This is a genomic window from Spartinivicinus ruber, assembly GCF_011009015.1.
Classification (GTDB): Bacteria; Pseudomonadota; Gammaproteobacteria; order Pseudomonadales; family Zooshikellaceae; genus Spartinivicinus; species Spartinivicinus ruber.
Map to the genome: position 1 here is coordinate 1,837,186 of NZ_CP048878.1, position 21,850 is coordinate 1,859,035.

Consider the following 21,850-nt stretch of genomic DNA (forward strand, 5'->3'; position numbering starts at 1 on the left):
TTACCCCTCAATTTTTACAGTTTGAATGATATTACGCTGGTCATTTTGTTTGCCACCAAACAGGCTAACGCCAGAATTACTTTGACAGCCATCACCAAAAGAGAAGCCACAGCCAGAACGGTAACCATAAGTATCTTCTACTGCAGACTCGCGATGGCCTGTTGGGATGACATAACGGTCTTCATAGTTAGCAATTGCCAGATAACGGTACATGTCTTCTACCTGAGCAACGGTTAAACCAACTTCATCCAGCACGGCTTGATCAACTTGTTGATCAACAAGTTGGCTACGTTTGAATGCCCGCATTGCCAGCAAACGTTTTAGTGCAAGTAAAACAGGTTTGTCGTCACCGGCAGTAAGCATGTTGGATATATAACGAACGGGAATTCTTAAGCTAGCAACATCTGGAATAATTCCATTCATACCAATATGTCCAGCTTCAGCTGCATGTTGAATTGGGCTTAAGGGAGGAACATACCAAACCATGGGTAAGGTACGATATTCTGGATGTAAAGGTAGAGCCAGCTTCCAATCAACCGCTAATTTATAAACAGGAGATAGCTGTGCAGCCTCTAATACAGAGTCTTCAATACCATCAAGCTTTGCCTGTTTAATGACTTCTGGATCACATGGATCTAAGAAAATATCCAGCTGTTTTTGGTAAAGGTCTTGTTCTAAAGGTGCACTGGCTGCTTCTTTAATTTTATCGGCATCATAAAGTAAAACACCTAAATAACGAATTCGTCCAACGCAGGTTTCAGAACAGACGGTAGGCATTCCTGATTCAATCCGGGGGTAGCAGAAAATACATTTTTCTGATTTACCGCTTTTCCAATTGAAATAGATTTTTTTATAAGGGCAGCCAGAAATACACATCCGCCAACCACGACACTTGTCCTGGTCTATTAACACAATACCATCTTCTTCCCGTTTATATATAGCACCAGAAGGGCATGAAGCGACACAGGCTGGGTTAAGGCAATGTTCGCAGAGTCTGGGCAAATACATCATAAAGGTATTTTCGTACTGCCCATAAATTTCTTTTTGGATATTATCGAAGTTTTTATCTTTTGAGCGCTTTCTAAACTCAGTCCCTAGAATTTCTTCCCAGTTAGGCCCCCATTCGATCTTTTCCATGCGCTCGCCGCTAATTAAAGACCGGGGGCGAGCAGTGGGTTGATGATCACCTAGTGGTGCTGTGTGTAAATGTTGGTAGTCAAAATCAAATGGTTCGTAATAATCATCAATTTCAGGTAAATCAGGGTTAGCAAAAATATTCGCAAGAATACGAAATTTACCACCAATTTTGGGCTCAATGGTGCCATCCGCTTTACGAGTCCAGCCACCTTTCCATTTTTCCTGATTTTCCCATTCTTTGGGGTAGCCCACTCCTGGCTTAGTTTCGACGTTATTGAACCAGGCATATTCCATGCCTTCTCGAGAAGTCCAAACATTTTTACAAGTAATTGAGCAGGTATGGCAGCCAATGCATTTATCCAGATTTAATACCATACCAACTTGTGCGCGTATTTTCATTTTAGGTGCTCCTCACACATCTTCAGGCTATTGGTATTGTCATATTTTTGTAGGCAGTGGTTGCGGTAATTCATGCCCTGTTGGGCCATCCAGCCAATCTACTTTTGCCATTTTTCTGACCACTACAAACTCATCTCGGTTACAGCCGACGGTGCCGTAATAATTAAAACCATAGGACTGTTGGGCGTAGCCACCAATCATATGGGTGGGTTTAAGTACCACCCGGGTAACAGAATTATGGTGACCACCACGAGTGCCTGTGACTTCAGAGCCGGGTACATTCACAATCCGCTCCTGCGCGTGATACATCATCACCATGCCTTGTTTTACCCGTTGGGATACCACCGCTCGACAAGCAATAGCACCATTGGCATTAAATACTTCTACCCAGTCATTGTCTTCGATACCAGCATCTGCAGCATCTAATTCACTTAGCCAAATAATCGGGCCACCTCGATTTAAGGTAAGCATAATTAAATTGTCAGAGTAGGTACTGTGAATCCCCCATTTTTGGTGAGGGGTGATCCAATTTAGCACAATCTCTTTATGACCATTGGTATGTTTGCCTTTTACAAAGTCGACAGTTTTGGTGCAAATGGGGGGGCGATAAGAAACCATTTGCTCGCCAAAAGCCTGCATCCAGAGGTGGTCTTGGTAAAACTGTTGTCGTCCAGTAATGGTGCGCCAGGGAATTAATTCATGCACATTAGTATAACCTGCGTTATAACTCACATGCTCAGATTCCAAGCCAGACCAGGTAGGCGAAGAAATAATTTTTCTGGGTTGTGCTTGTACATCCCTAAAGCGGATTTTTTCCTCATGCTTGGGTTCCGCTAAGTGTCTATGGTTACGTCCTGTCACTTGACCAAGGGCATCCCAGGCTTTTACTGCTACATTACCATTGGTTTCTGGCGCTAAGCTTAAAATAATTTCTGCAGCATCAACTGCTGTATTAATTTGTGGCTGGCCTCTGCTGACACCTTCTTCGTTTACGCTGTAATTTAATTGCCGAAGTAATTCGACTTCTTCCTCAGTATTCCAACTAATACCTTTACCACCATTCCCAGCTTTTTCTAACAAAGGACCAAGTGATGTGAACTTTTTATAGGTATTTGGATAATCCCGTTCAACCACTACCATATTGGGTGCAGTTTTACCTGGGATTAGATCGCACTCGCCTTTTTTCCAGTCTTTTACTTCAAATGGCTGAGCAAGTTCTCCTGGAGTGTCATGTAATGTTGGCACGGTAACAATATCTTTTTCTACCCCAAGTTCACCTTCAGCCACTTGAGAGAAGGCTTTTGCAATGCCTTTATAAATATCCCAATCAGAGCGTGCTTCCCAGGCAGGATCCACAGCTTTTGATAAAGGGTGAATAAAGGGGTGCATATCGGAGGTATTTAAATCGTCTTTTTCATACCAAGTAGCGGTAGGTAAAACAATATCGGAATATAAGGCAGTTGAAGACATCCTGAAATCAAGAGTTGTTACCAAATCTAATTTGCCTTCAACACCTTGTTTTTCAAAGTCAATTTCTTTAGGAATAATGCCATCACGAGTGGCATTGTCTTCATTTAATACGCCATTTTTGGTACCTAATAAATACTTCAGCATATATTCATGGCCTTTACCTGAAGATCCCAATAAATTAGAACGCCAGACAAATAAACAGCGAGGGAAGTTATTAGGATTATCAGGTTGTTCTGCTGCAAAACGAATATTGCCGGATTTAAGCTGCTCCACTAAATAATCTTTAGGATCTTTACCTGCTTTTACTGCCTCTTTGGTAATTTCCAGTGGGTTTTTATTTAATTGTGGTGCACTGGGTAACCAACCCATCCGCTCTGATTTAATGTTGTAATCCAACATATGCTCTGGCCATTGGCTATGATCAACCAACGGTGAGAGTACTTCATGGATGCTAACTTTTTCGTGACGCCATTGCGAACTGTGATTATAGAAAAAAGAGGTGGAGTTCATATGGCGAGGAGGACGACTCCAATCTAAGCCAAAGGCGAGTGGTTGCCAGCCAGTTTGTGGACGTAATTTTTCCTGACCTACATAATGTGCCCAACCTCCGCCAGTTTGACCCACACAACCGCACATAATGAGCATATTAATCAAACTACGGTAATTCATATCCATGTGATACCAGTGGTTCATCGCAGCGCCAACAATGACCATTGAACGGCCTTTGGTTTTATCGGCGTTATCAGCAAATTCCCTGGCCACTTGAATAACTTTTTCTCGTGAAACACCAGTGATTTTTTCTTGCCAAGCTGGGGTGAAAGGAATGTCATCATCATAACTGGCAGCAACATTGTCACCACCCAAGCCACGGTCAATACCATAATTGGCAATGGTTAAATCAAATACAGTTGCTACCTTGGCTTTTTTGCCATCAGCTAGTTTTATTTCTTTATAAGGTAATTTACGGGCTAAAATTTCATCATGTTCACAATAGTTCCAATATTCATTGCTTTCATCGGCGGCAAAATGGGGAAAGGCCACATCAACGGTATTCTTCGTTCCATCGATAAGAGAAAGTTGCAGTTTAGCCTCTTTTCCTGATTTGCCCTCTTTATTTTCTAAATTCCATTTGCCTTGTTCTCCCCAGCGATAGCCAATACTGCCTTGTGGTGACACTAACTTATTCGTATTCTCATCAAAGGCAATGGTTTTCCATTCAGGATTATTATCCTGATCTAGATTGTCGACAAGATCAGATGCTCTTAAAAAACGGGTAGGTTTTAGGATTTTGCCTTCATACTCTTCTAATAATACCAACATGGGCATATCAGAATAACGACGAATATAATCAGTAAAGTATTCACTAGGTTTATCAAGATGAAACTCTTTTAAAATAACATGACCAAAGGCCATTCCTAATGCTGCATCAGTCCCTTGTTTTGGATTTAACCAAATATCGGTTAATTTGGCTACTTCGGAGTAATCTGGGGTAATGCTAACGGTTTTAGCGCCTTTATAACGAACTTCTGTAAAAAAGTGAGCATCAGGGGTACGAGTTTGTGGAACGTTGGAACCCCAGGCAATAATGTAATTGGAATTATACCAATCAGCTGATTCCGGTACGTCGGTTTGTTCACCCCAAGTCATAGGTGATGACGGAGGTAAATCACAGTACCAGTCATAAAAGCTCATGCAAACGCCACCAATTAACGACAGGTAGCGTGAGCCAGCTGCATAAGAGACCATTGACATGGCAGGAATGGGAGAGAAACCAATAATACGGTCAGGGCCGTATTTTTTAGCGGTATGGACATTAGCTGCTGCAATAATTTCGTTGACTTCATCCCAAGATGAGCGAACAAACCCACCCATGCCCCGTTTTGTTTTATATTGTTTGGTTTTTTCTGGGGCAGAAACTATGGATTCCCAGGCAGCAACCGGCTGTAGAGTTTTCCTTGCTTCCCGCCATAGTTTTAATAATGGCTTACGTACTTTAGGGTATTTAAGTCGGTTGGCACTGTAAATATACCAACTAAAGCTGGCACCACGAGGACAACCACGGGGCTCATGATTAGGTAAATCTGGGCGGGTTCTTGGGTAGTCAGTTTGTTGGGTTTCCCAGGTCACCAAGCCATCTTTTACATAAATTTTCCAACTGCAGGAGCCTGTACAATTAACACCATGCGTTGAGCGGACAATTTTATCGTGCTGCCAGCGACGACGATAACTGTTTTCCCAGGCACGGCTTTCATTGGTGGTTTCACCATGCCCATCAGAAAACTCACCGATTTTTTTCTTAAAGAACTGTAGTCTATCAAGTAAGAGACTCATTTTATTATCTCCATAGTAGCCAAACTTATTTCTACTATTCAGGCATTCACAGTTATGGTTAAACTCTAGTTTTTTCTTATCACCTGTAGAAGGGTTTGTAGATGTTAATGGATATGGAGTGATAGGGTCTTTCGTAGCTAAGTAAGACAAAGGTGTCTTTTTAGCCCTTGATAGGGCATGGATGGCCCTTCAAGAGTGGCAGAGAAATACCCTATTATTCCATATCTGACACTTAATCCACTTCTGTTCACTGTTTTCATAGAGTTAACCATAAATACAATCTATGTACTGTCTTATGGGTTTTTATGTTCAGCTCCGGGCCTTAAATAAAACCACCAATTAATCAGAATACATAAGCCATAAAAAGCCGCGAACCCATATAAAGCGTACTCTGGTGTAGTTGCTTTAATTTGTTCCCCAAATACCTTAGGAATATAAAATGCACCATAAGCAGCCACTGCAGAAGTCCAGCCCAAAACGGGGCCAGCTTGTTCTTTATTAAATACCATTGCAATGGTGCGGAAGGTGGAGCCATTGCCAATACCGGTAGCGGCAAATAACACTAAGAATAGCAGAAAGAAAGGTACAAAATATTCTTCTGGTGTGGCTGAGGCATAAGCGGCTTTCATATAATAAGCAACACCTAACGCGCTCAATACCATCACAACAGACACAACTTGGGTAACTAATGCGCCACCGACTTTATCAGCAATCCAACCGCCAACTGGACGAATTAATGCACCAATAAATGGACCCATCCATGCATACATTAATGCTGAAGGACCATTAGGGTTAACTGTATCATGGGTTAAGACTCCATCTGCCCCTGCTATATGGGAGTAACCAAAAATTACTTTAATGGCTAATGGAAAGGCTGCAGAAAATCCAATAAAAGAACCAAAGGTCATGGTGTAGATAACACTCATTACCCAAGTATGCTGATGACCAAAAATTTGGTACTGACGAGTGAGATTCTGTTTGATATCACCTGGAAATAGTTTGAGTAAAAATACGGTTGATGCAATCACGATCACCAATACAATTTCTTTTGGCACGTTAAAGCCAGAACCATTAGCTCTTTCTGGTAGCAGTAACCATAAGCCTATGATGGCAGTAATAAAACCAACCAACAGCATGCAGGTGATAATAGAGAAAGCTTTAAAGGGTGAGCCTATATCCGGAGAAACTTCTGGAGTCCGGATATTGTTCATACCAAACCAACCGGCAAAGGCAAGAGGGATTAAAAATAATAGCCAAACAAAACCCGCATTTTGAATCCAAGTTTCGGAACCGGCTGGAATTTTGCCAATTAATGTACCAGAGGTGTTTTGTAGAGTCATTGAATCACCACCCAATGCTCCAAATACCCCAAACGTCATCATTAAGGGTACTAGGATTTGCATGGTGGTAACGCCAAAATTACCTAACCCTGCATTAAGGCCAAGGGCTAACCCTTGCATTTTTTTTGGGAAAAAGTAACTGATATTTGACATGGATGAGGCAAAGTTGCCGCCGCCAAATCCTGATAATAGGGCAAGTAACTGAAATACCCAAAGTGGTGTATCCTTTGATTGCAGGGCTATTCCAGTACCAAAGGCAGGAATCATTAATAAGGCAGTAGTAAAGAAAATAGTATTTCTTCCTCCTGCTAGGCGAATAAAAAAGCTGGAAGGAATACGTAAAGTAGCACCTGTTAATCCGGCAATAGCCATTAATGTAAATAGCTCTGATTTCTCAAATGGAAATCCCAGGTTTAGCATTTGAACGGTAATAATTCCCCAGTACAGCCATACGGCAAAACCACATAATAAACTGGGAATAGAAATCCATAGGTTTCGGTTAGCAATTTTTTTACCTTTGGACTCCCAGAACTCTGTATTTTCAACATCCCAGTTAGTAATATCTGCACTCTTAGAAGCAGCAGCTGGGGTAGGGTTGGATGTATGAATAGTCTCTGACATGTCGTGCTCCTATTAATAAACACTTTCGTCTAGTTCTAAACCTTCTGCTTTTCGTAGCTTGCGAATGGCAATATTCATTAAAATCATGCAAATGGCGACAATACCGAATAACACCATAAAACAAGAACTGCGTACGCCGATCCAATCATTTGCAATGCCGAAAATAATGGGTAAAGTAAAGCCGCCTAAGCCGCCAATAACACCTACCATGCCACCGACTGACCCCATATTAGCTGGATAATAATCGTGGATAATGCGATAAACAGAGGCTTTACCGATACCTTGGGCGATACCTATCAGGAAGACTAAGACAGTAAATACCCAGATATTAAGGCCCACTTTAAAGTGCACATCTCCCTCAATACCGTGAATAATCATGGTAGTTTGTGGGTAAGATATAAAGAATAAACAAACCAGTGATACCCAGAAAACGGCCCAATTTATTGATCGTGCACCAAATTTATCAGATAACCAGCCGCCTAAGGCACGAATAACACCTGATGGTAAGGTAAATAACATGGTAATAAATGAAGCAGTTTTTAAGTCTAACTCATATTCACCAACATAGTATTTTGGTAACCATAGTGCTAAGGCGACAAACCCACCAAAAACAAAGTAGTAGTAAAGACCAAACCGCCAAACCCTAATTTCTTTTAATGGGGCTAGCTGAGCAGCTAATGAGATATGTTTGCCTGATTTTTTTCGTTCTTCATGGGCGGGATCATTAAAGGTAAAAAACCAAAAAATCACTGCCATGATGACCATTGCAACAGAATAAATCTGAGGTACAGCCCTCCAGCCAAGTGCAACAACAATCATTGGAGCCACTAAGTTAGTAATGGCTGCACCGGCATTGCCTGCACCAAAAATCCCCATGGCTGTGCCTTGTCGGTCTTTTTCAAACCAGGCTGAGGTATAAGCGATACCAATAGCAAAAGAGCCACCTGCTAAGCCAACAAATAAACCAATGACAAGGTACTGCCAATATTCAGAGGCAAAAGCTAAACCATAAGTTGGTATGGCAACCAACAACATGTGAATAAAAAAGACAATCCGGCCACCAAAGCGATCAGTCATTATTCCGAGAGGTAAACGGGTAATAGAGCCAGTAAGAATAGGGGTAGCAACTAAAATACCAAACTCAGTATCTGATAAATTCAGTTCCTGTTTGATTTTTATTCCAATGATAGAGAACATGGTCCATACAGCAAAATTTGCTGCAAAGGCCACGGTGTTCATGGAAAGGACCGACCATTGCTTTTGGGTATGGCTAAGCATATTAACCTCCTTTACGACTGCATACCCTGAAGTTAGGGGAGGTTAATGGAACTATAGTTGATCTCGGTCAATAGTTGTTTTTGTGGATAGTTGTCAAACAACAATAAATACCTATTTAGAGGTATGCTAGCAGTTTAGTATAATATATTGAAAAATAAGAATTTTTTATTTTTTATTGAAATAGAAGGGGCTAAAGGCAGCAGTATAGTCTCTTTAGAGGTATGCTTGCGGGGTTACATAGTATGGCTGGATTAATAAAAATGATTCTCATTAATTATGTTTGGCATAAAAAAATTGGTGATTTGAGATATAGTTAATTTCACTTAAGTCTGAATTAGATAATTACTATGGTTGAAAAAAAACAATATAGCTTATTAACCCGAGTTGGAGTGGCTTTTGCCGCAGTCGTCACCTTAGGTTTGGTAAGTATGATTAGTTCAGTCATTATTGCTGATTCAGCTGAAGGAGACAGCTTTGCAATAAATTTATCAGGATCGCTTCGCATGCAAAGTTATCGTATTGTCACCTTATTACAACGAAAAGAGCCACCAGCAACAATTAAGCAAGCGATTAATAATTTTGAGCAGCGCCTATTCAACCCTATATTACAACATGTTGTTACCAGTCAATTAGATGATCAAGTTGATAATAGTTATCAACGGGTTGTAAACCGTTGGCAAAGCTTAAAGCCACAATTGCTAACAAGTCTTTCTTCAGATTTAGCATTTATTCATTTTCAGCAGGTGGAAAGTTTTGTTAATGGTATTGATGAGCTGGTAAAACACTTAGAAGTTGTCTCTGAAACAAAAATTTACACCTTAAGAGCTATTCAAGTTGTTACTTTATTCTTAACTTTATTAGTTATTTTTATTGCCATGTATAATTTACATACACGACTAATGGCTCCTTTAAAAGAGCTGGTGCAAACGGCCAGTGCGATAAGGGATGGTGATTTTGAGCAGCGTTCTCCTTATCAAAGTGCTGATGAACTAGGATTACTCAGCAATACTTTTAACCAGATGCTAGATCATCTTACTCAGTTAAATAGTGAGCTGGAACAGCGGGTAGAACAAAAAACAGCAACATTACAAAGAACCAATCGAGTGCTGGAAACCCTATATGAAACTAGTCGTTGGCTGAATGACTTTCCACAGGAAATCCAAACCAGTTTGGTTAAATGCTTGGAACGTTTACAACAGGTAACAGGTTTAAAACGAATATCTACTTGTTTGGAATTAACTAAAAGTGAACCATTTAATCAATTATTATCTTCTGACCAAAATAAACGACCACCATTTTGTCAGTTGCCCGATTGTGAAGGATGTCAAGAAAGAAGGGAAATACAAGGTGATTTAAAGCAGTCTCAATTAATTAGCCTTGCAATAAAAAATAAGGTTGATTGTTATGGAGAGCTATTAGTCGAAACAGAAGTGAACACCTCCATTACTGATTGGCAATTGCAGTTGTTACAAGCATTTACTGATATGGTCGCAACAGCTTGTAACCATAATCAGTTTATTGAGCAAAAGGCCAGGCTGGCAATGATGAATGAACGTGCGGTGATTGCCCGTGAGTTACATGACTCGCTAGCTCAGTCTTTGTCCTACCAAAAATTACAGGTTGCTCGGTTACGGAAACTAATAAGTGCACAGGCAGATCCTGATGTGTTGGAAAAGACAATTAATGAAATACAGCAAGGGCTAAATTCTGCTTATCGTCATTTGCGGGAGCTACTCAGCACATTCCGTTTAAAAATAGATGCGCCAGGGCTTGAGCAAGCGTTGAAAGGTACAATAGAGGAATATCAACAACAAACACACATCACGTTGCACTTGGATTATCAACTGCAGCAAAGTCATTTAACAGCACATGAAGAAATTCATTGTTTACAGATTGCGAGAGAAGCCTTATCCAACGCGATCAGGCATTCCAATGCAAGTAGGGTGACTGTATACCTTTCGGAAACGGCTAATGGTCAGGTGGAGCTGGCTATTGTAGATGATGGGATCGGCATTGATTTGAACACAGAAAAGCCTAATCACTACGGGCTAATTATTATTCAAGAGCGAGCTAACAGTTTGCAAGGGGTTTTAACTTTAAGGCGTTCTACTGAGGGTGGTACAGAAGTTAAAGTTGAGTTTACTCCACAACAGACAACTAGAAACCAACAAGAATTAGGTGAGTTAGTATAAAATATGAGCGATATGGTAGTGAGCGACATCATTATTATTGATGACCACCCAATGTTACGTAAGGGGTTAATTCAGTTGTTGGAGTTAGAAGTTGATTTTAACCCCGTAGCGGAATGCGGTGATGGAAAACAAGCTGTCGAATTGGCTCAGCAGTATGAACCAGATTTAATTTTATTAGACTTGAATATGCCTGGCTTCAGTGGGATTGATACCTTAAAGGCTTTACGGGCAGCAGATATAGATGCACGTATCCTGATGTTTACTGTTTCTGATGCTCAGGAAGATGTAGTTGAGGCTTTTAAATGGGGGGCTGATGGTTATCTATTAAAGGATATGGAGCCTGAGCAGATTGTTGAGCAGTTGCGCCAGGCATTAACTGGCCAAATGGCGATTAGTCCAGAGCTCACTAATATTCTTGCTTCTGCAATACGGCATAAGTCAACCATACATAAAGCCAATATTAATGATTTGACCAGTAGGGAAAAACAGGTACTAAAACTAATTGCCGCAGGACAAAGTAATAAACTGATTGCTCGTAAGCTAAAGATATCAGAAGGAACAGTGAAAGTGCATGTTAAAAGAGTATTAAGCAAGCTGAATATGAAGTCTCGGGTTGAGGCAGCTGTGTGGTTAGTGGAGAACCGGATAAGTTGATTATTGTAAGTATTGTCTTTGGATCTCAGTGAGTGTGCCACTACTCTTTAGTTTATCAAAAGACTGCTGAAGCCTTTCAACAATATTGGGATCAGTATTTTTTTGGATAACGATATAGTATTTTTTAGAACCGTCTAATAAAAGTATTTTCTCAAATTCAGCATAATTGCTACCAGCTTGTTTAGCTAAAAAAGCAAGTGAATATTCTAAAAAAACGACGAGATCTGTTCTACCTAACAGTATCATATGTACAGTTTGTTCGTAGTTGACAGTTTCTGTAACGTTTAGCCCCTCACTTTTTAGTTGTTCTGTTGCTGCTGTACCAATTACTGTTCCAATGGTATAGCCTTTCGATTTAATCTCTTCAAGTGATGAAGCTTTAATATCTTGCCTTTTCTTGAGTTTGTAAATGTAAATGTTTCGATCACTGATAGGACCAATCCAATGAAACAGTTTTTCTCGATTCGGCTTTCGAACGACCGTATAAAGTAATGTACCCGGCTTTTCAGTGGCTAATAGAAATGCTCGTTTCCAAGGGGCAAATGCCCACGATTTGACTTTGATACCAGAATCTTTAAGTATATGTTGAGTTATATCTGTCGATAGCCCAGTAAATTTCCCATTTTCTTTGTAAGCGTAGGGTGGATAGTTTTCTACAATGATATCAATGCTTTCTGCCAGTAATGTAGGTTGGTACAAGGCAATAATAAAGAAAGCAAAGAATTTCATTGCAAAAATGTATACCCTTTTAGAATAAATAGGCCATACATAAATATTAGCTAACTTTATTTGAATAGACAACAGCAGATTTCTTTTAATTCATGCCAGGTTTACTGAACCAATAGCCATTGAACTCGCTATCATGTGCGATTATAGATGGGGAGTCACCTTGTATCGCCTTATTAAATTTATCTATTCGATACAGTGCAGATTATATTTCATTATTTAATAATAACGGATCTGTGTGTTAGCAACATATTGTTTTATGTCAGGTAATAGCTGTTCTAAATGATAATAGTGACTTTTCTGGTTAAGTTCAGTGTTGAGAATATTGCCCGGTCTAAAGGACTGTAATATCCAGTGCTTAACCTTGTATGAGGCTAAAGTGACAGCTATTGAAAGTAGTTGGTCAGGGGACAATAGCTGGCAATTAATGGTGGTTCTAATTTCATAAGGTATGTTCGATTGCAATAGGCTATTTAAACTACTTAAGCATTTTTTATAGTAAGCTCGGTTACCAGTAATAACTGTCGCGACCGAGGGAGGTGCTTTATAGTCAAAACCCACCCAGTCCAGTTGCGGTAAAATAGCTTTAAAATGTTTAGGGAGACTACCACTGGTATGTAACCCTACTTTAAACCCCTGTTGTTTGCACCATTGTATAGCCTCGACTAACCCTGGTTGAATTAATGGTTCACCACCACTGAAAACGATTGCTTCAACTAAATTCACTCGTCGTGTTAAAAAATGTTGAATAGCCAGCCATTGATAGGCTCCAGAACAGATTTTAATTAACTCTGGATTATGACAATACTGACAGCGTAAATTACAACCTTGGCAATATAGCACTGTTGCCAAATGGTCGGGAAAATCAATGGTGGTAAGGGGGGTTATTCCCCCTATTTGAATTGCTTTCATTGTTACCCTACGTTTTGCGTATGTTTTCTTTGTCTTCTATAAAAAAGCATCTGTCATTGTGTTCAGATAATTTACCTGGGTTGAAAGCGACAGTGGGGCGATGGTAGCCCATTACCCGGGTCCAGACTTCGCAGCGTTGTCTTTTTGGATGATTGTTTAAAGTTTGTTTGGCCATTAATTGCTCCTTATTAAAGATCATTGGCGATAATTGCTTGATCGCACTTTGGACAAAACTCGTGTTCGCCTGGTAAATAACCATGCACAGGGCAAATAGAAAAAGTAGGGGTAATCGTAATATAAGGGACTTTAAAGTTGCTTAACGCAGCTTTAACCAATTTACGACAACTGATACTGCTGGAAATAGGCTCGGCCATATAAAGGTGTAGTACGGTCCCGCCGGTATAAGCTCGTTGAAGTGGTTCCTGCATCTCCAAGGCTAAAAATGGGTCATCGGTGTAACCCACGGGTAATTGACTGGAGTTGGTATAGTAGGGAGCATCGGCAGGCCCACACTGAATAATATCGGTAAACCGTTTTTGGTCTTCTTTGGCAAAGCGATAGGCAGTGCCTTCTGCTGGAGTGGCTTCCAGGTTATAGAGTTGCCCTGTTTGCTGTTGAAATTCAACAATTTTAGTTTTGATATGAGCCAGTAACTCTGAGGCTAACTGCTGGCCTTGGTTGGTGGTAATATCTTCCTGATCATTACTAAAATTACGAACCATTTCGTTTATACCGTTGACCCCAATAGTAGCAAAATGATTCCGTAAGGTCCCTAAATAGCGTTTGGTATAAGGGTATAAGCCTTCATCCATCAGTTGTTGTACTACATGACGTTTAATTTCCAGGCTTTCTTTGGCAGTATTTAATAAGTAATCTAACTGTTGAAATAAAGCTTGTTTGTCGCCTTTATGTAAATAACCCAGCCGGGCACAATTAATAGTAACCACGCCCAATGAGCCAGTTTGTTCCGCAGAGCCAAATAACCCATTGCCTCTTTTTAGCAGCTCTCGTACGTCGAGTTGTAAGCGGCAGCACATGGAGCGTACCATATGAGGTTTTAGGTCGGAATTTAAAAAATTTTGAAAATAAGGCAAGCCATATCGAGCGGTCATAGCAAATAAGCGCTCAGTATTTTCGGATTCCCAGTCGAAGTCAGGGGTAATATTGTAAGTAGGGATAGGAAAGGTAAACACTCGACCTTTATCATCTCCTTCGGTCATTACCTCAATAAAGGCTTGATTGATCATAGCCATTTCGTTGCTAAGCTCACCATAGCTAAAAGGCTGCTCTTCACCTGCAATAATAGGAATTTGTGTTTGCAGATCTGTAGGACAGGTCCAATCAAACGTTAAATTAGTAAAGGGAGTTTGGGTACCCCAGCGTGAAGGAATATTGAGGTTATAAATAAACTCCTGTATCAGCTGTTTAACTTGTTGGTAATTTAGTTGATCTTTACGAATATATGGCGCTAGATAAGTATCAAATGAACTGAAAGCTTGTGCACCAGCCCATTCGTTTTGCAAAGTACCTAAAAAGTTAACAATTTGCCCCAGTGCTGTTGATATGTGTTTGGGTGGTGCTGACTCCACTTTACCCGCGACTCCATTAAACCCTTCGTACAACAGTTGGCGTAATGACCAGCCAGCACAATAACCACCCAACATGTCTAGGTCGTGAATGTGAAAGTCAGCATTGATATGTGCACTTCTCACTGCTTCGGGGTAAAGGCTGTAGAGCCAGTAGTGGGCAGTCATTTTGCCTGAAGTGTTTAAAATCAGACCACCTAAAGAATAACCTTGGTTAGCATTGGCTTTGATCCGCCAGTCTTGCTTGGTCAAATATTCCTGGTAGGTGTGGTGTATATCCAAGAGTGGTAGGGATTCGACAGTATTTGTACTTAACATGATTTTTAACTGCTAAACAATGAGTGATGTATACTATATATAGTATGGTTATATAGATATTTATACCATTTATTGTATTTGACTTAAGTCAAAGCTTTAGTGGGTTACTACTTAAAGAAGGAAGTACTACACCTGATATAGAAGTTATCCATGTGGCTCAGCAAAGCTGGCCGAATAGTAATTAGTCATAAGATATGAAAAAGGCAGGAATAAGAGGGTATAAAATAGAACAGCCTTTTTTAGTAGATTAGTACTCACCACTATTGGTTATGATAAGGGTGTCTGCCATTGGTATGGGAAGTAAACCATGACAAATTCTCTCAGTAGTTACTTAGGCAACGGTTCTATCGACTCAGGTTCCAGTGTGGATGGTTTGGAGCAGTTACCTTCATCATCTGCCAATCAACCAGTTGACCAAGCGCCTCAGGAAAATGTTATCCAGTTGAATGAGTCTGCGGCGGCACAACGGCTATTTCAACAGCAAGTTCATTACCCTCCACAACAGCATATGCTGACTGGGTTGGATGCAGTCAATACTGAACTGGTGGCTGCCACAAGTGATGCACAACAGTTAGTAAGTAGTTGTATTATAGATGATCATGGCGTCGCCATTGATGAGCAGGGAAGAGAGCTAATTAAACAGCACCTGGAAACGGTACTGAATAATTATGTTTTACATTATGGAAAATGGGAGATTAAATCCAAGTTAAGACGTTTGCCCAAAGACCCTGTCGGTTATTTTGCTAAAACAGGTAATGAACAAAGGCCTGTTAATGGCAAATGGGCTTCTCCAAAACATTTAGCTGTATTTAATAAGCTTCAGGGACAAATGCCTGAGGGGGCTCTTATTATTGAGGACGGCAGAATTAAGGTAAAAGAACCTTTCCCTAACACTGTACAGGGTTTAGCCAATTATTTGAATAGGCTAGTGGGGTATGACACTATTACGGAAGAAAAATCCCATAACTCAAACAAATCTATGCTAACTAAACTGCTATTAAAAGGGGATCAGGTAGTTATTAATACATTGATCAAGTATGTAGATGTTATCGGCTCAGAAAAAAATAATACCACCAAAAAATACCGTGTTTTGTTTAAACCACACGATAATCCTTTTACTGAAACCACAGCAACTAAATCTTATCATAGCCAGTTAAGAATTCGAGCGAATACCCAGCGGGCTGCTGAAGTGATTGAGCATGAGACACTACTGCTTCGCCAGTTACTTCAACGCCTGGAAACTTATCAAAAGCAAGTCGCAGCGATTAGCCGAGGTGGTTTGTTTGAGCAGGCAATTCAGCAAATTGCTACCAAAGCAGATAACCATTTTCGTAATCATCCCGTCGATTATAAAATACGAGACTTACAAGCGTTAAAAATTGAACTAAGTAAATGTCGGGAATCATTAGATCAGCAACAAACCCATTTGGCGACTAAGGACGGAATAAAGCAGCTTAGAGAGCAATTAATGCACTATCAGAGTTATGTAAATCGTCTGGGTCAATATGTCGATACTGTTAAAGATTTAAGCTCGGCATTAACTGGTTATAAAGCAGTTTCAGATACAGGTAAAGCCATTAGCCTGCTTGAACGGCTGGAAAATCGTCAGATCAGTTGGCGTGATTATATGCCTGCCGATGACAGTCAATCAGGTAAGGTCAAACTGTCCTTTCAGAAATTCAGGGCAAAATGGTGGGCGTTTGTAGCGCGTTCTTCCGATTGGCAGCACACTATTCACTACAATCGCAAAAACGATATTATCAGTAGCATTAAAATTATGTATGAACAGACTGATAAACTGAATGAACTATTAATAACTGAAGGAAAAAGCCAACAACTTGATAAGAATGCTTTATTGTTTCGGGTTGAACTAGCAGACCGGCTACTAAAGATTTCTCGTAAACTAAAAAATAAATCAGCTATTCGGTTTGGTTTTGTTATGCTGAAGCGCAAGGCTTTAGAAAAGTTGCTTGATAAACAGCTGGGGTTAGAGGAAGGGAGTGTGCGCAACTTTAAAACCAGCCCAAATAAAAAAGGTATTACTGGGGGTATTAATCGACTTACTGAAAGAGCAGGTCGGATAGTTTATAGATATAAATGAAGCGAAGGCTAGTGGTGCATGCGTAACGCTGGGTAACAATGTTACGCATAGACCATTAGCTACTTAATAGACGCTTTTTAATCCGATAAAGAGGTTCAAATATCCACTCCATAAGGGTGCGTTGTTCTTGAATCAGATCGGCACTTAAAGTCAGCCCTGGACGGAGTGGATATTGTTTGTCATGGAGTTGCATATATTGCTTATCGATATCCACTTCTGCCCGATAATAAATTAATCGATCATCGAGTTTAATATTACTCTCTTTTGCATAGGAAGCCACATTGGAAAGCTGGGTAACAATACCTTTGAGTGTACCGAATTTTTCTACTGGATAAGCATCAACTAATACCCTGACCGGTTGGCCTTCTCGGGCAATACCTACTCGTGGAGAGGGAATATAAAGTACTGCTTTTAAACCCTTGCTGTTTTCAGGCTGAATTTCGACAGCAATTTGCTCTGATGGTAGAATGGTTGAGCCTTGTACAACATTGATCTTTTGAATAATCCCTGAGGTGCGGGCAGTAACAACTTTTTTCCGGTTGCTGTTATAGTCATTGGCCTGGCGTTGAATATTATTCAGTTGAATTTTTAATTCTGCTCGTTGCTTTTCTATTTGGATTTTTTTACGTTGGAAGTCTTCTTGGTGGTTTTCAATTTCAAGATTAACTTGCTGTAAGTTATCAGTCAGTTCCAACTGTTGTTGTTTGGCTTGAAATAAGCGAATTTCTGCATCATCCAATACTTTCTCTGAAACAATTTTAGTTTTGGCTAGTTTCTTTAAGCGAGTGACATGTTTGGTTAATTTATGAATAAGCTGTTTTTGTAGGGCTAACTTTGTTACTAAGGAAGACTTGTCATTTTTTAACCGCCTGTTAGTGGATTGGTTGATTTTCTTTTCAATGATGATTTCTTCATCAAGTTGGCTGATTTGTTTGGTGAGAGTTTGTTTTTGTTGATTTTGCAACTGTACATTCTGTTGTTGAAACGACACTTGGTTGGTATCAATGTTTTCATTAAGGATTGAAAACAGGGGGGTTCCTTTAGACACTTTATCACCTAGCTTGATAAAAATGTCATCGACTTGTCCTGAATAGGGCGATTTTACTTTAATCAGGCCTTTTTCTGGTTCCAAATAGCCTGTTACTGTTTCCCCTGGGGCGTATTGAAAGGAAACCAGAACAATAATCGTAATGAAAAGCACTGAAAAGCAAACAAGAGAAAATAGCTTGATACTCACAGGTACACTGATATTGCCATCCAGTACATGCTCGATAGTTTTATCGTGAGTGACAAATCTTCCTTTTGTTTTCTTCATAATCTTACAACTGATCTTATTGGGCTAACTTCGTGGGTTGAAAATAGGTGCCCACTTGTTGCCAGTTCATCCATTCGCTAGGTCTTGCCCGAATAGACTGCTCTAGCATTCGTACAATCGCATTAAGATAAACTTGTTGCCCTTCTATACTTGGTTTTTTCCTTACATAAAAAGGCGGTTTAATCTGCAAATAGGGTTTCTTGTGAAGTTCGAAGGCATTCCCCCAGAGTTCAATCGGTAATAGTGGGCATTGGGTTTGGTATGCAATTTTTAGGGCGCCAACAGCAAAGCGGGCTTTTTTACCAAAAAAACGAGTTTCCTGAGCTGTGCCAAATGCGCCACTGAGATCACCATAAATAATGACCACTACTTGCTGTTTCCGTAGTTTTCTAAGGAGCTGCTTTAAATCTTGGCTATCAGTTGCTGAAAGAATACTGACGCTTAATTGGTGAATATTGATCAGTTTATTAATCCAGTTAAAGCTTAATCCTGTGGTATGTGCACCCCGTAAAATAATTAGTTCATATTCAGGGGGTAATAGTGGCCAAATCACTGAACATAGACTAATAAAATCGCCGAAATGAAAGGGTAATAAGATAGCATTTTGTGATTGTGCCAATAGCCTTTTCAGTGGCTCTACATTTGTGACGCTAATGCGTTTGTTAACAAAATTTAACCAGCGTTTTAATCCAACGCGGCAACAGAGGAAAAAGCAAGCAACCAGTTTATATTGGTTTTCAAAGAAGCCAACGGCATGAGCATAAGCAACATCGCTTTCTTGCTTGAGCAGTAACCGAAAATTTTGGTGCTGATTATTGATATCCGCTCTGGCAAATAGCGTCGATTGCCTGCCAAACCAGCCGGCAACTACGATTACCCAGCGATAGGGTAAGGTATAAGCTGCAATAAAAAGTAATAATAAGGCAAATCGGGTATACCAGTTTCTCATGGCTTGATTGCCTTTCGCTTGCTATCTTTGATGGCATCATGGAAAAGGTGACCTTTGCGCATGAGGAAAATACGGTCTACCCCTGGTAATAACTTGAAGTCATGAGTGACGATGATCGTGGTGCGTTTTAGCTGCTTGATATTATTAAATACTTTTGCGGCCGTTACCCGGTCTAAATGGGAAGTAAATTCATCTAACAGCAAAATATCGGGGTTTTTGTATAGCATTCTGGCAATCAATAGCCGTTGTTTCTGACCGGCTGATAAAAAGCCTGCATTTTCGCCAATTACGGTGCGATAACCAAAGGCAAACTGCATAATATCATTATGTACTTCTGCAACTTTGGCACACCACTCTAAACGTTGATCATCCACTTCACCAGCAAAAGCACAGATATTATCAATAATAGTGCCACGAAACAGTTGATCATGTTGGGTGACAATTCCGATGCGTTGACGATATTCATTGATATTCAACTGGGTCATATCAGCCTGATTAATAAAGACACTATTGGCTGACGGCTTGTATAAGCTGGCAATAATATTCAGCAGTGTTGTTTTGCCACTACCTGTTTGCCCAACAATGCCAATAATTTCACCGGCACTTATATTCAGGCTGACATTTTTTAAGATAGGCTCTTCTTCACCTTTGGGAGCATAGCTTAAATTACGAATTTCAATGGTATTTGGCTTTTCAATGTAAACTTTGGGCTTATTATCCAAGCGTTGGTTTTCATTGGGTTGAGAAACAATATCGTAAATACGCTCCAAGTGAACTTTCATCACTTCTTTGTCTAGAATAACATCCAATACCTTGAAGGTATTTTCTGCAAAAACAAACTTAAACTGAATAAAAGCGTAAAGTTCCCCAACAGTCAGCTTGCCTTTAATCACTAATAGGCTGCCAACAAGAATAATTGTCATTTGTTCAATATTTAGGCAGAACTTACTGAGCACATCAAAGACAATCTTGACTTTCTCTTGTTGGCGGTTAGCAATAATATAATTGAGAAAGTTGTTTTTCCAAAGAGTGGTTCTTTCAATTTCACCGGCGCCAAATTTAATTGAATGGATATTACTTAAATTTTCTATCAGATAAGCATCGGAACTGGCTTTTTTGTTAATAGCTTCTGCTGCAGCCTGTTTCAAAGGTTTATGAAAGAAGTAACGAGAACAAGCAAAGATTGTCATGGCAATAAAAATCAGCCCAGAAAGCATTGGGCTGTAATAGAGCATCAACACTAAACTGATTACAGCACCGATTATTAAAGCCACAGAAGTCGCTAAACTGCCAGCAATGTAATTAGTGACTTGCTCTGCAGAATTGACTCGGGAAATGATGTCGCCTGAAGTTCTGACAGAGAAATAGTCAATAGGCAGACGCAGTAAGTAAGCAACAATATTGCCTTTAACTTTTCTGTTTAGGCTATTGGAGAAGTAACTGATTAAATTAGCATTTAGGTACTTAAATACCACTTCATATAGAAAGATCAAACCAAAAACTATGGAAAGTAGGTAAACGACATCCGTATCTGCCTTACTGATGGCTTCATCAACGGTGAGCTGGATATAAAAGGGGGTTAATAACCCGAGTGCCTGTAAGGTTATGCCGGTGGCAAAAATAATAAAAAATGAAGCGGGAATGCCTTTGATATACTTAAAAAAATCGCTTAACAGTAAACCGCGTTCTTCAAATAGTGTCTGTTGACCAAAGTTTACATCTGGAATTAACTCTATAGCATAGCCGCTAAGGTAGTCGAGATAATCTTCCCGGTAAAGGGTACGGCGTCCCAGTGCTGGGTCAATGATTGTAATAGCATCACTACTGACTTTTTCTAAAACCACGAAGTGGTTTTGCCCCCAGTGTAATATACAGGGCAGGTTAAGGGTATCTACTGCATTAATATCAAATCGTATAGGGAAAGCTCTTAAGCTTAGCTCACCAGCCACTTGCACTAAATTGTATATACTATGGCCGGATTCGGCGGAAGGAGGGTAGTGTTTGCGTAAATAGCGTAACGACGTTTTTTGACCAAAACCACTGGTAATCATCGCCATGCAGGCCAGCCCACATTCAGTGATTTCTTCCTGCAGAATGACTGGAATTTTACGCTGTCGGTTTATTTTTTGAGACTGCATTATGATTCAAAAAGTAGCAAGTAGTGGTCTTTGATATATCTGCCTATCACATATGAGAGGCAGATATAAGTGCTTTTGAAGTTATGACTTAACTTTAGAAGCACTAATGACCGCGTTTTCAATTGCAGCGAATGCGCCACCAATGCCAGTTAAAATACTAGTAGCGACTTGAGTAACAGGGCCAAGATCAACGCCGCCACGGATATTTTTAGTTTCTTCTAAAGAAAGTGTTTCTTTTTTAGTAGTATTTTTTTGCATGGACAATCTCCATATGTAGTGGGCTTACATATAACTAAAATTTTTAACTAGATGAAGCCCTTATTTTTATTAACTGCTAATATTAAAGGTGATATGCGTCAAATATTGCTTTTTGGAAAAAACAT

General features: G+C 40.0%; 15 protein-coding genes. 3 read left to right on the forward strand and 12 right to left on the reverse strand.

Annotated elements, in window-relative coordinates:
- The 4 genes from narH to G4Y78_RS08720 all read right to left on the reverse strand — a co-directional run bounded on the left by narH (position 1) and on the right by G4Y78_RS08720 (position 8,576).
- A complete protein-coding gene (gene narH / locus G4Y78_RS08705; protein WP_163832652.1) occupies positions 1-1,536 on the reverse strand; it encodes a nitrate reductase subunit beta in 1,536 nt (511 codons plus the stop codon).
- A gap of 39 nt (positions 1,537-1,575) precedes the next feature.
- Positions 1,576-5,337 carry a nitrate reductase subunit alpha gene (locus G4Y78_RS08710; protein ID WP_163832653.1) on the reverse strand — a complete coding sequence of 1,254 codons (3,762 nt, stop codon included), beginning with the start codon at positions 5,335-5,337 and terminating at the stop codon, positions 1,576-1,578.
- Positions 5,338-5,630: 293 nt separating this feature from the next.
- Positions 5,631-7,298 (reverse strand): MFS transporter, encoded by a 1,668-nt coding sequence (locus tag G4Y78_RS08715; protein ID WP_163832654.1) that lies wholly within the window; start codon positions 7,296-7,298, stop codon positions 5,631-5,633.
- Between the two features lie 12 nt (positions 7,299-7,310).
- Positions 7,311-8,576: an MFS transporter gene (locus G4Y78_RS08720; RefSeq protein ID WP_163832655.1), complete on the reverse strand. Its 1,266-nt coding sequence runs from the start codon at positions 8,574-8,576 to the stop codon at positions 7,311-7,313.
- A gap of 347 nt (positions 8,577-8,923) precedes the next feature.
- Between G4Y78_RS08720 and G4Y78_RS08725 the strand changes: the two genes are divergently transcribed.
- Together G4Y78_RS08725 and narL are read left to right on the forward strand one after the other, a co-directional pair.
- Positions 8,924-10,768 carry a histidine kinase gene (locus G4Y78_RS08725; protein ID WP_163832656.1) on the forward strand — a complete coding sequence of 615 codons (1,845 nt, stop codon included), beginning with the start codon at positions 8,924-8,926 and terminating at the stop codon, positions 10,766-10,768.
- 3 nt (positions 10,769-10,771) lie between these two features.
- Positions 10,772-11,422 (forward strand): two-component system response regulator NarL, encoded by a 651-nt coding sequence (gene narL / locus G4Y78_RS08730; RefSeq protein WP_163832657.1) that lies wholly within the window; start codon positions 10,772-10,774, stop codon positions 11,420-11,422.
- On the opposite strand, the gene G4Y78_RS08735 is transcribed toward narL, so the two are convergent.
- The 4 genes from G4Y78_RS08735 to G4Y78_RS08750 all read right to left on the reverse strand — a co-directional run bounded on the left by G4Y78_RS08735 (position 11,423) and on the right by G4Y78_RS08750 (position 14,964).
- A complete protein-coding gene (locus G4Y78_RS08735) occupies positions 11,423-12,151 on the reverse strand; it encodes a substrate-binding periplasmic protein (RefSeq protein WP_163832658.1) in 729 nt (242 codons plus the stop codon).
- Between the two features lie 216 nt (positions 12,152-12,367).
- On the reverse strand, positions 12,368-13,060 hold the full coding sequence (locus G4Y78_RS08740) for an anaerobic ribonucleoside-triphosphate reductase activating protein (protein ID WP_163832659.1): 693 nt from the start codon (positions 13,058-13,060) through the stop codon (positions 12,368-12,370).
- A 7-nt stretch (positions 13,061-13,067) separates the two neighbouring features.
- A complete protein-coding gene (nrdD, locus tag G4Y78_RS31330; RefSeq protein ID WP_163832660.1) occupies positions 13,068-13,235 on the reverse strand; it encodes an anaerobic ribonucleoside-triphosphate reductase in 168 nt (55 codons plus the stop codon).
- Between the two features lie 13 nt (positions 13,236-13,248).
- On the reverse strand, positions 13,249-14,964 hold the full coding sequence (locus G4Y78_RS08750; RefSeq protein ID WP_163832661.1) for a ribonucleoside triphosphate reductase: 1,716 nt from the start codon (positions 14,962-14,964) through the stop codon (positions 13,249-13,251).
- 307 nt (positions 14,965-15,271) lie between these two features.
- Here G4Y78_RS08750 and G4Y78_RS08755 point away from each other — a divergent pair, with 307 nt between their 5' ends.
- Positions 15,272-17,065 carry a hypothetical protein gene (locus tag G4Y78_RS08755; protein ID WP_163832662.1) on the forward strand — a complete coding sequence of 598 codons (1,794 nt, stop codon included), beginning with the start codon at positions 15,272-15,274 and terminating at the stop codon, positions 17,063-17,065.
- Between the two features lie 55 nt (positions 17,066-17,120).
- On the opposite strand, the gene G4Y78_RS08760 is transcribed toward G4Y78_RS08755, so the two are convergent.
- From G4Y78_RS08760 to G4Y78_RS08775, 4 genes are all read right to left on the reverse strand, one after another.
- Entirely contained in the window at positions 17,121-18,380 is a 1,260-nt protein-coding gene (locus tag G4Y78_RS08760) for an HlyD family secretion protein (RefSeq protein WP_163832663.1), read from the reverse strand.
- Between the two features lie 16 nt (positions 18,381-18,396).
- Positions 18,397-19,329, reverse strand: coding sequence for an LpxL/LpxP family acyltransferase (locus G4Y78_RS08765; protein ID WP_163832664.1), 933 nt, complete (start codon positions 19,327-19,329; stop codon positions 18,397-18,399).
- Positions 19,326-21,467, reverse strand: coding sequence for a peptidase domain-containing ABC transporter (locus G4Y78_RS08770; RefSeq protein ID WP_163832665.1), 2,142 nt, complete (start codon positions 21,465-21,467; stop codon positions 19,326-19,328). The genes G4Y78_RS08765 and G4Y78_RS08770 overlap by 4 nt, the downstream gene beginning before the upstream one ends.
- Positions 21,468-21,548: 81 nt before the next feature.
- Complete coding sequence (locus G4Y78_RS08775; RefSeq protein WP_163832666.1) at positions 21,549-21,725, reverse strand: hypothetical protein; 177 nt, start codon at positions 21,723-21,725, stop codon at positions 21,549-21,551.
- Between the last annotated feature and the right edge of the window lie 125 nt (positions 21,726-21,850).

Bases quoted from the DNA above. Each gene is read 5' to 3' on its own strand.
- narH (WP_163832652.1), bottom strand. From the start codon at position 1,536: ATGAAAATACGCGCACAAGTTGGTATGGTATTAAATCTGGATAAATGC.
- G4Y78_RS08710 (WP_163832653.1), bottom strand. From the start codon at position 5,337: ATGAGTCTCTTACTTGATAGACTACAGTTCTTTAAGAAAAAAATCGGT.
- G4Y78_RS08715 (WP_163832654.1), bottom strand. From the start codon at position 7,298: ATGTCAGAGACTATTCATACATCCAACCCTACCCCAGCTGCTGCTTCT.
- G4Y78_RS08720 (WP_163832655.1), bottom strand. From the start codon at position 8,576: ATGCTTAGCCATACCCAAAAGCAATGGTCGGTCCTTTCCATGAACACC.
- G4Y78_RS08725 (WP_163832656.1), top strand. From the start codon at position 8,924: ATGGTTGAAAAAAAACAATATAGCTTATTAACCCGAGTTGGAGTGGCT.
- narL (WP_163832657.1), top strand. From the start codon at position 10,772: ATGAGCGATATGGTAGTGAGCGACATCATTATTATTGATGACCACCCA.
- G4Y78_RS08735 (WP_163832658.1), bottom strand. From the start codon at position 12,151: ATGAAATTCTTTGCTTTCTTTATTATTGCCTTGTACCAACCTACATTA.
- G4Y78_RS08740 (WP_163832659.1), bottom strand. From the start codon at position 13,060: ATGAAAGCAATTCAAATAGGGGGAATAACCCCCCTTACCACCATTGAT.
- nrdD (WP_163832660.1), bottom strand. From the start codon at position 13,235: ATGGCCAAACAAACTTTAAACAATCATCCAAAAAGACAACGCTGCGAA.
- G4Y78_RS08750 (WP_163832661.1), bottom strand. From the start codon at position 14,964: ATGTTAAGTACAAATACTGTCGAATCCCTACCACTCTTGGATATACAC.
- G4Y78_RS08755 (WP_163832662.1), top strand. From the start codon at position 15,272: ATGACAAATTCTCTCAGTAGTTACTTAGGCAACGGTTCTATCGACTCA.
- G4Y78_RS08760 (WP_163832663.1), bottom strand. From the start codon at position 18,380: ATGAAGAAAACAAAAGGAAGATTTGTCACTCACGATAAAACTATCGAG.
- G4Y78_RS08765 (WP_163832664.1), bottom strand. From the start codon at position 19,329: ATGAGAAACTGGTATACCCGATTTGCCTTATTATTACTTTTTATTGCA.
- G4Y78_RS08770 (WP_163832665.1), bottom strand. From the start codon at position 21,467: ATGCAGTCTCAAAAAATAAACCGACAGCGTAAAATTCCAGTCATTCTG.
- G4Y78_RS08775 (WP_163832666.1), bottom strand. From the start codon at position 21,725: ATGCAAAAAAATACTACTAAAAAAGAAACACTTTCTTTAGAAGAAACT.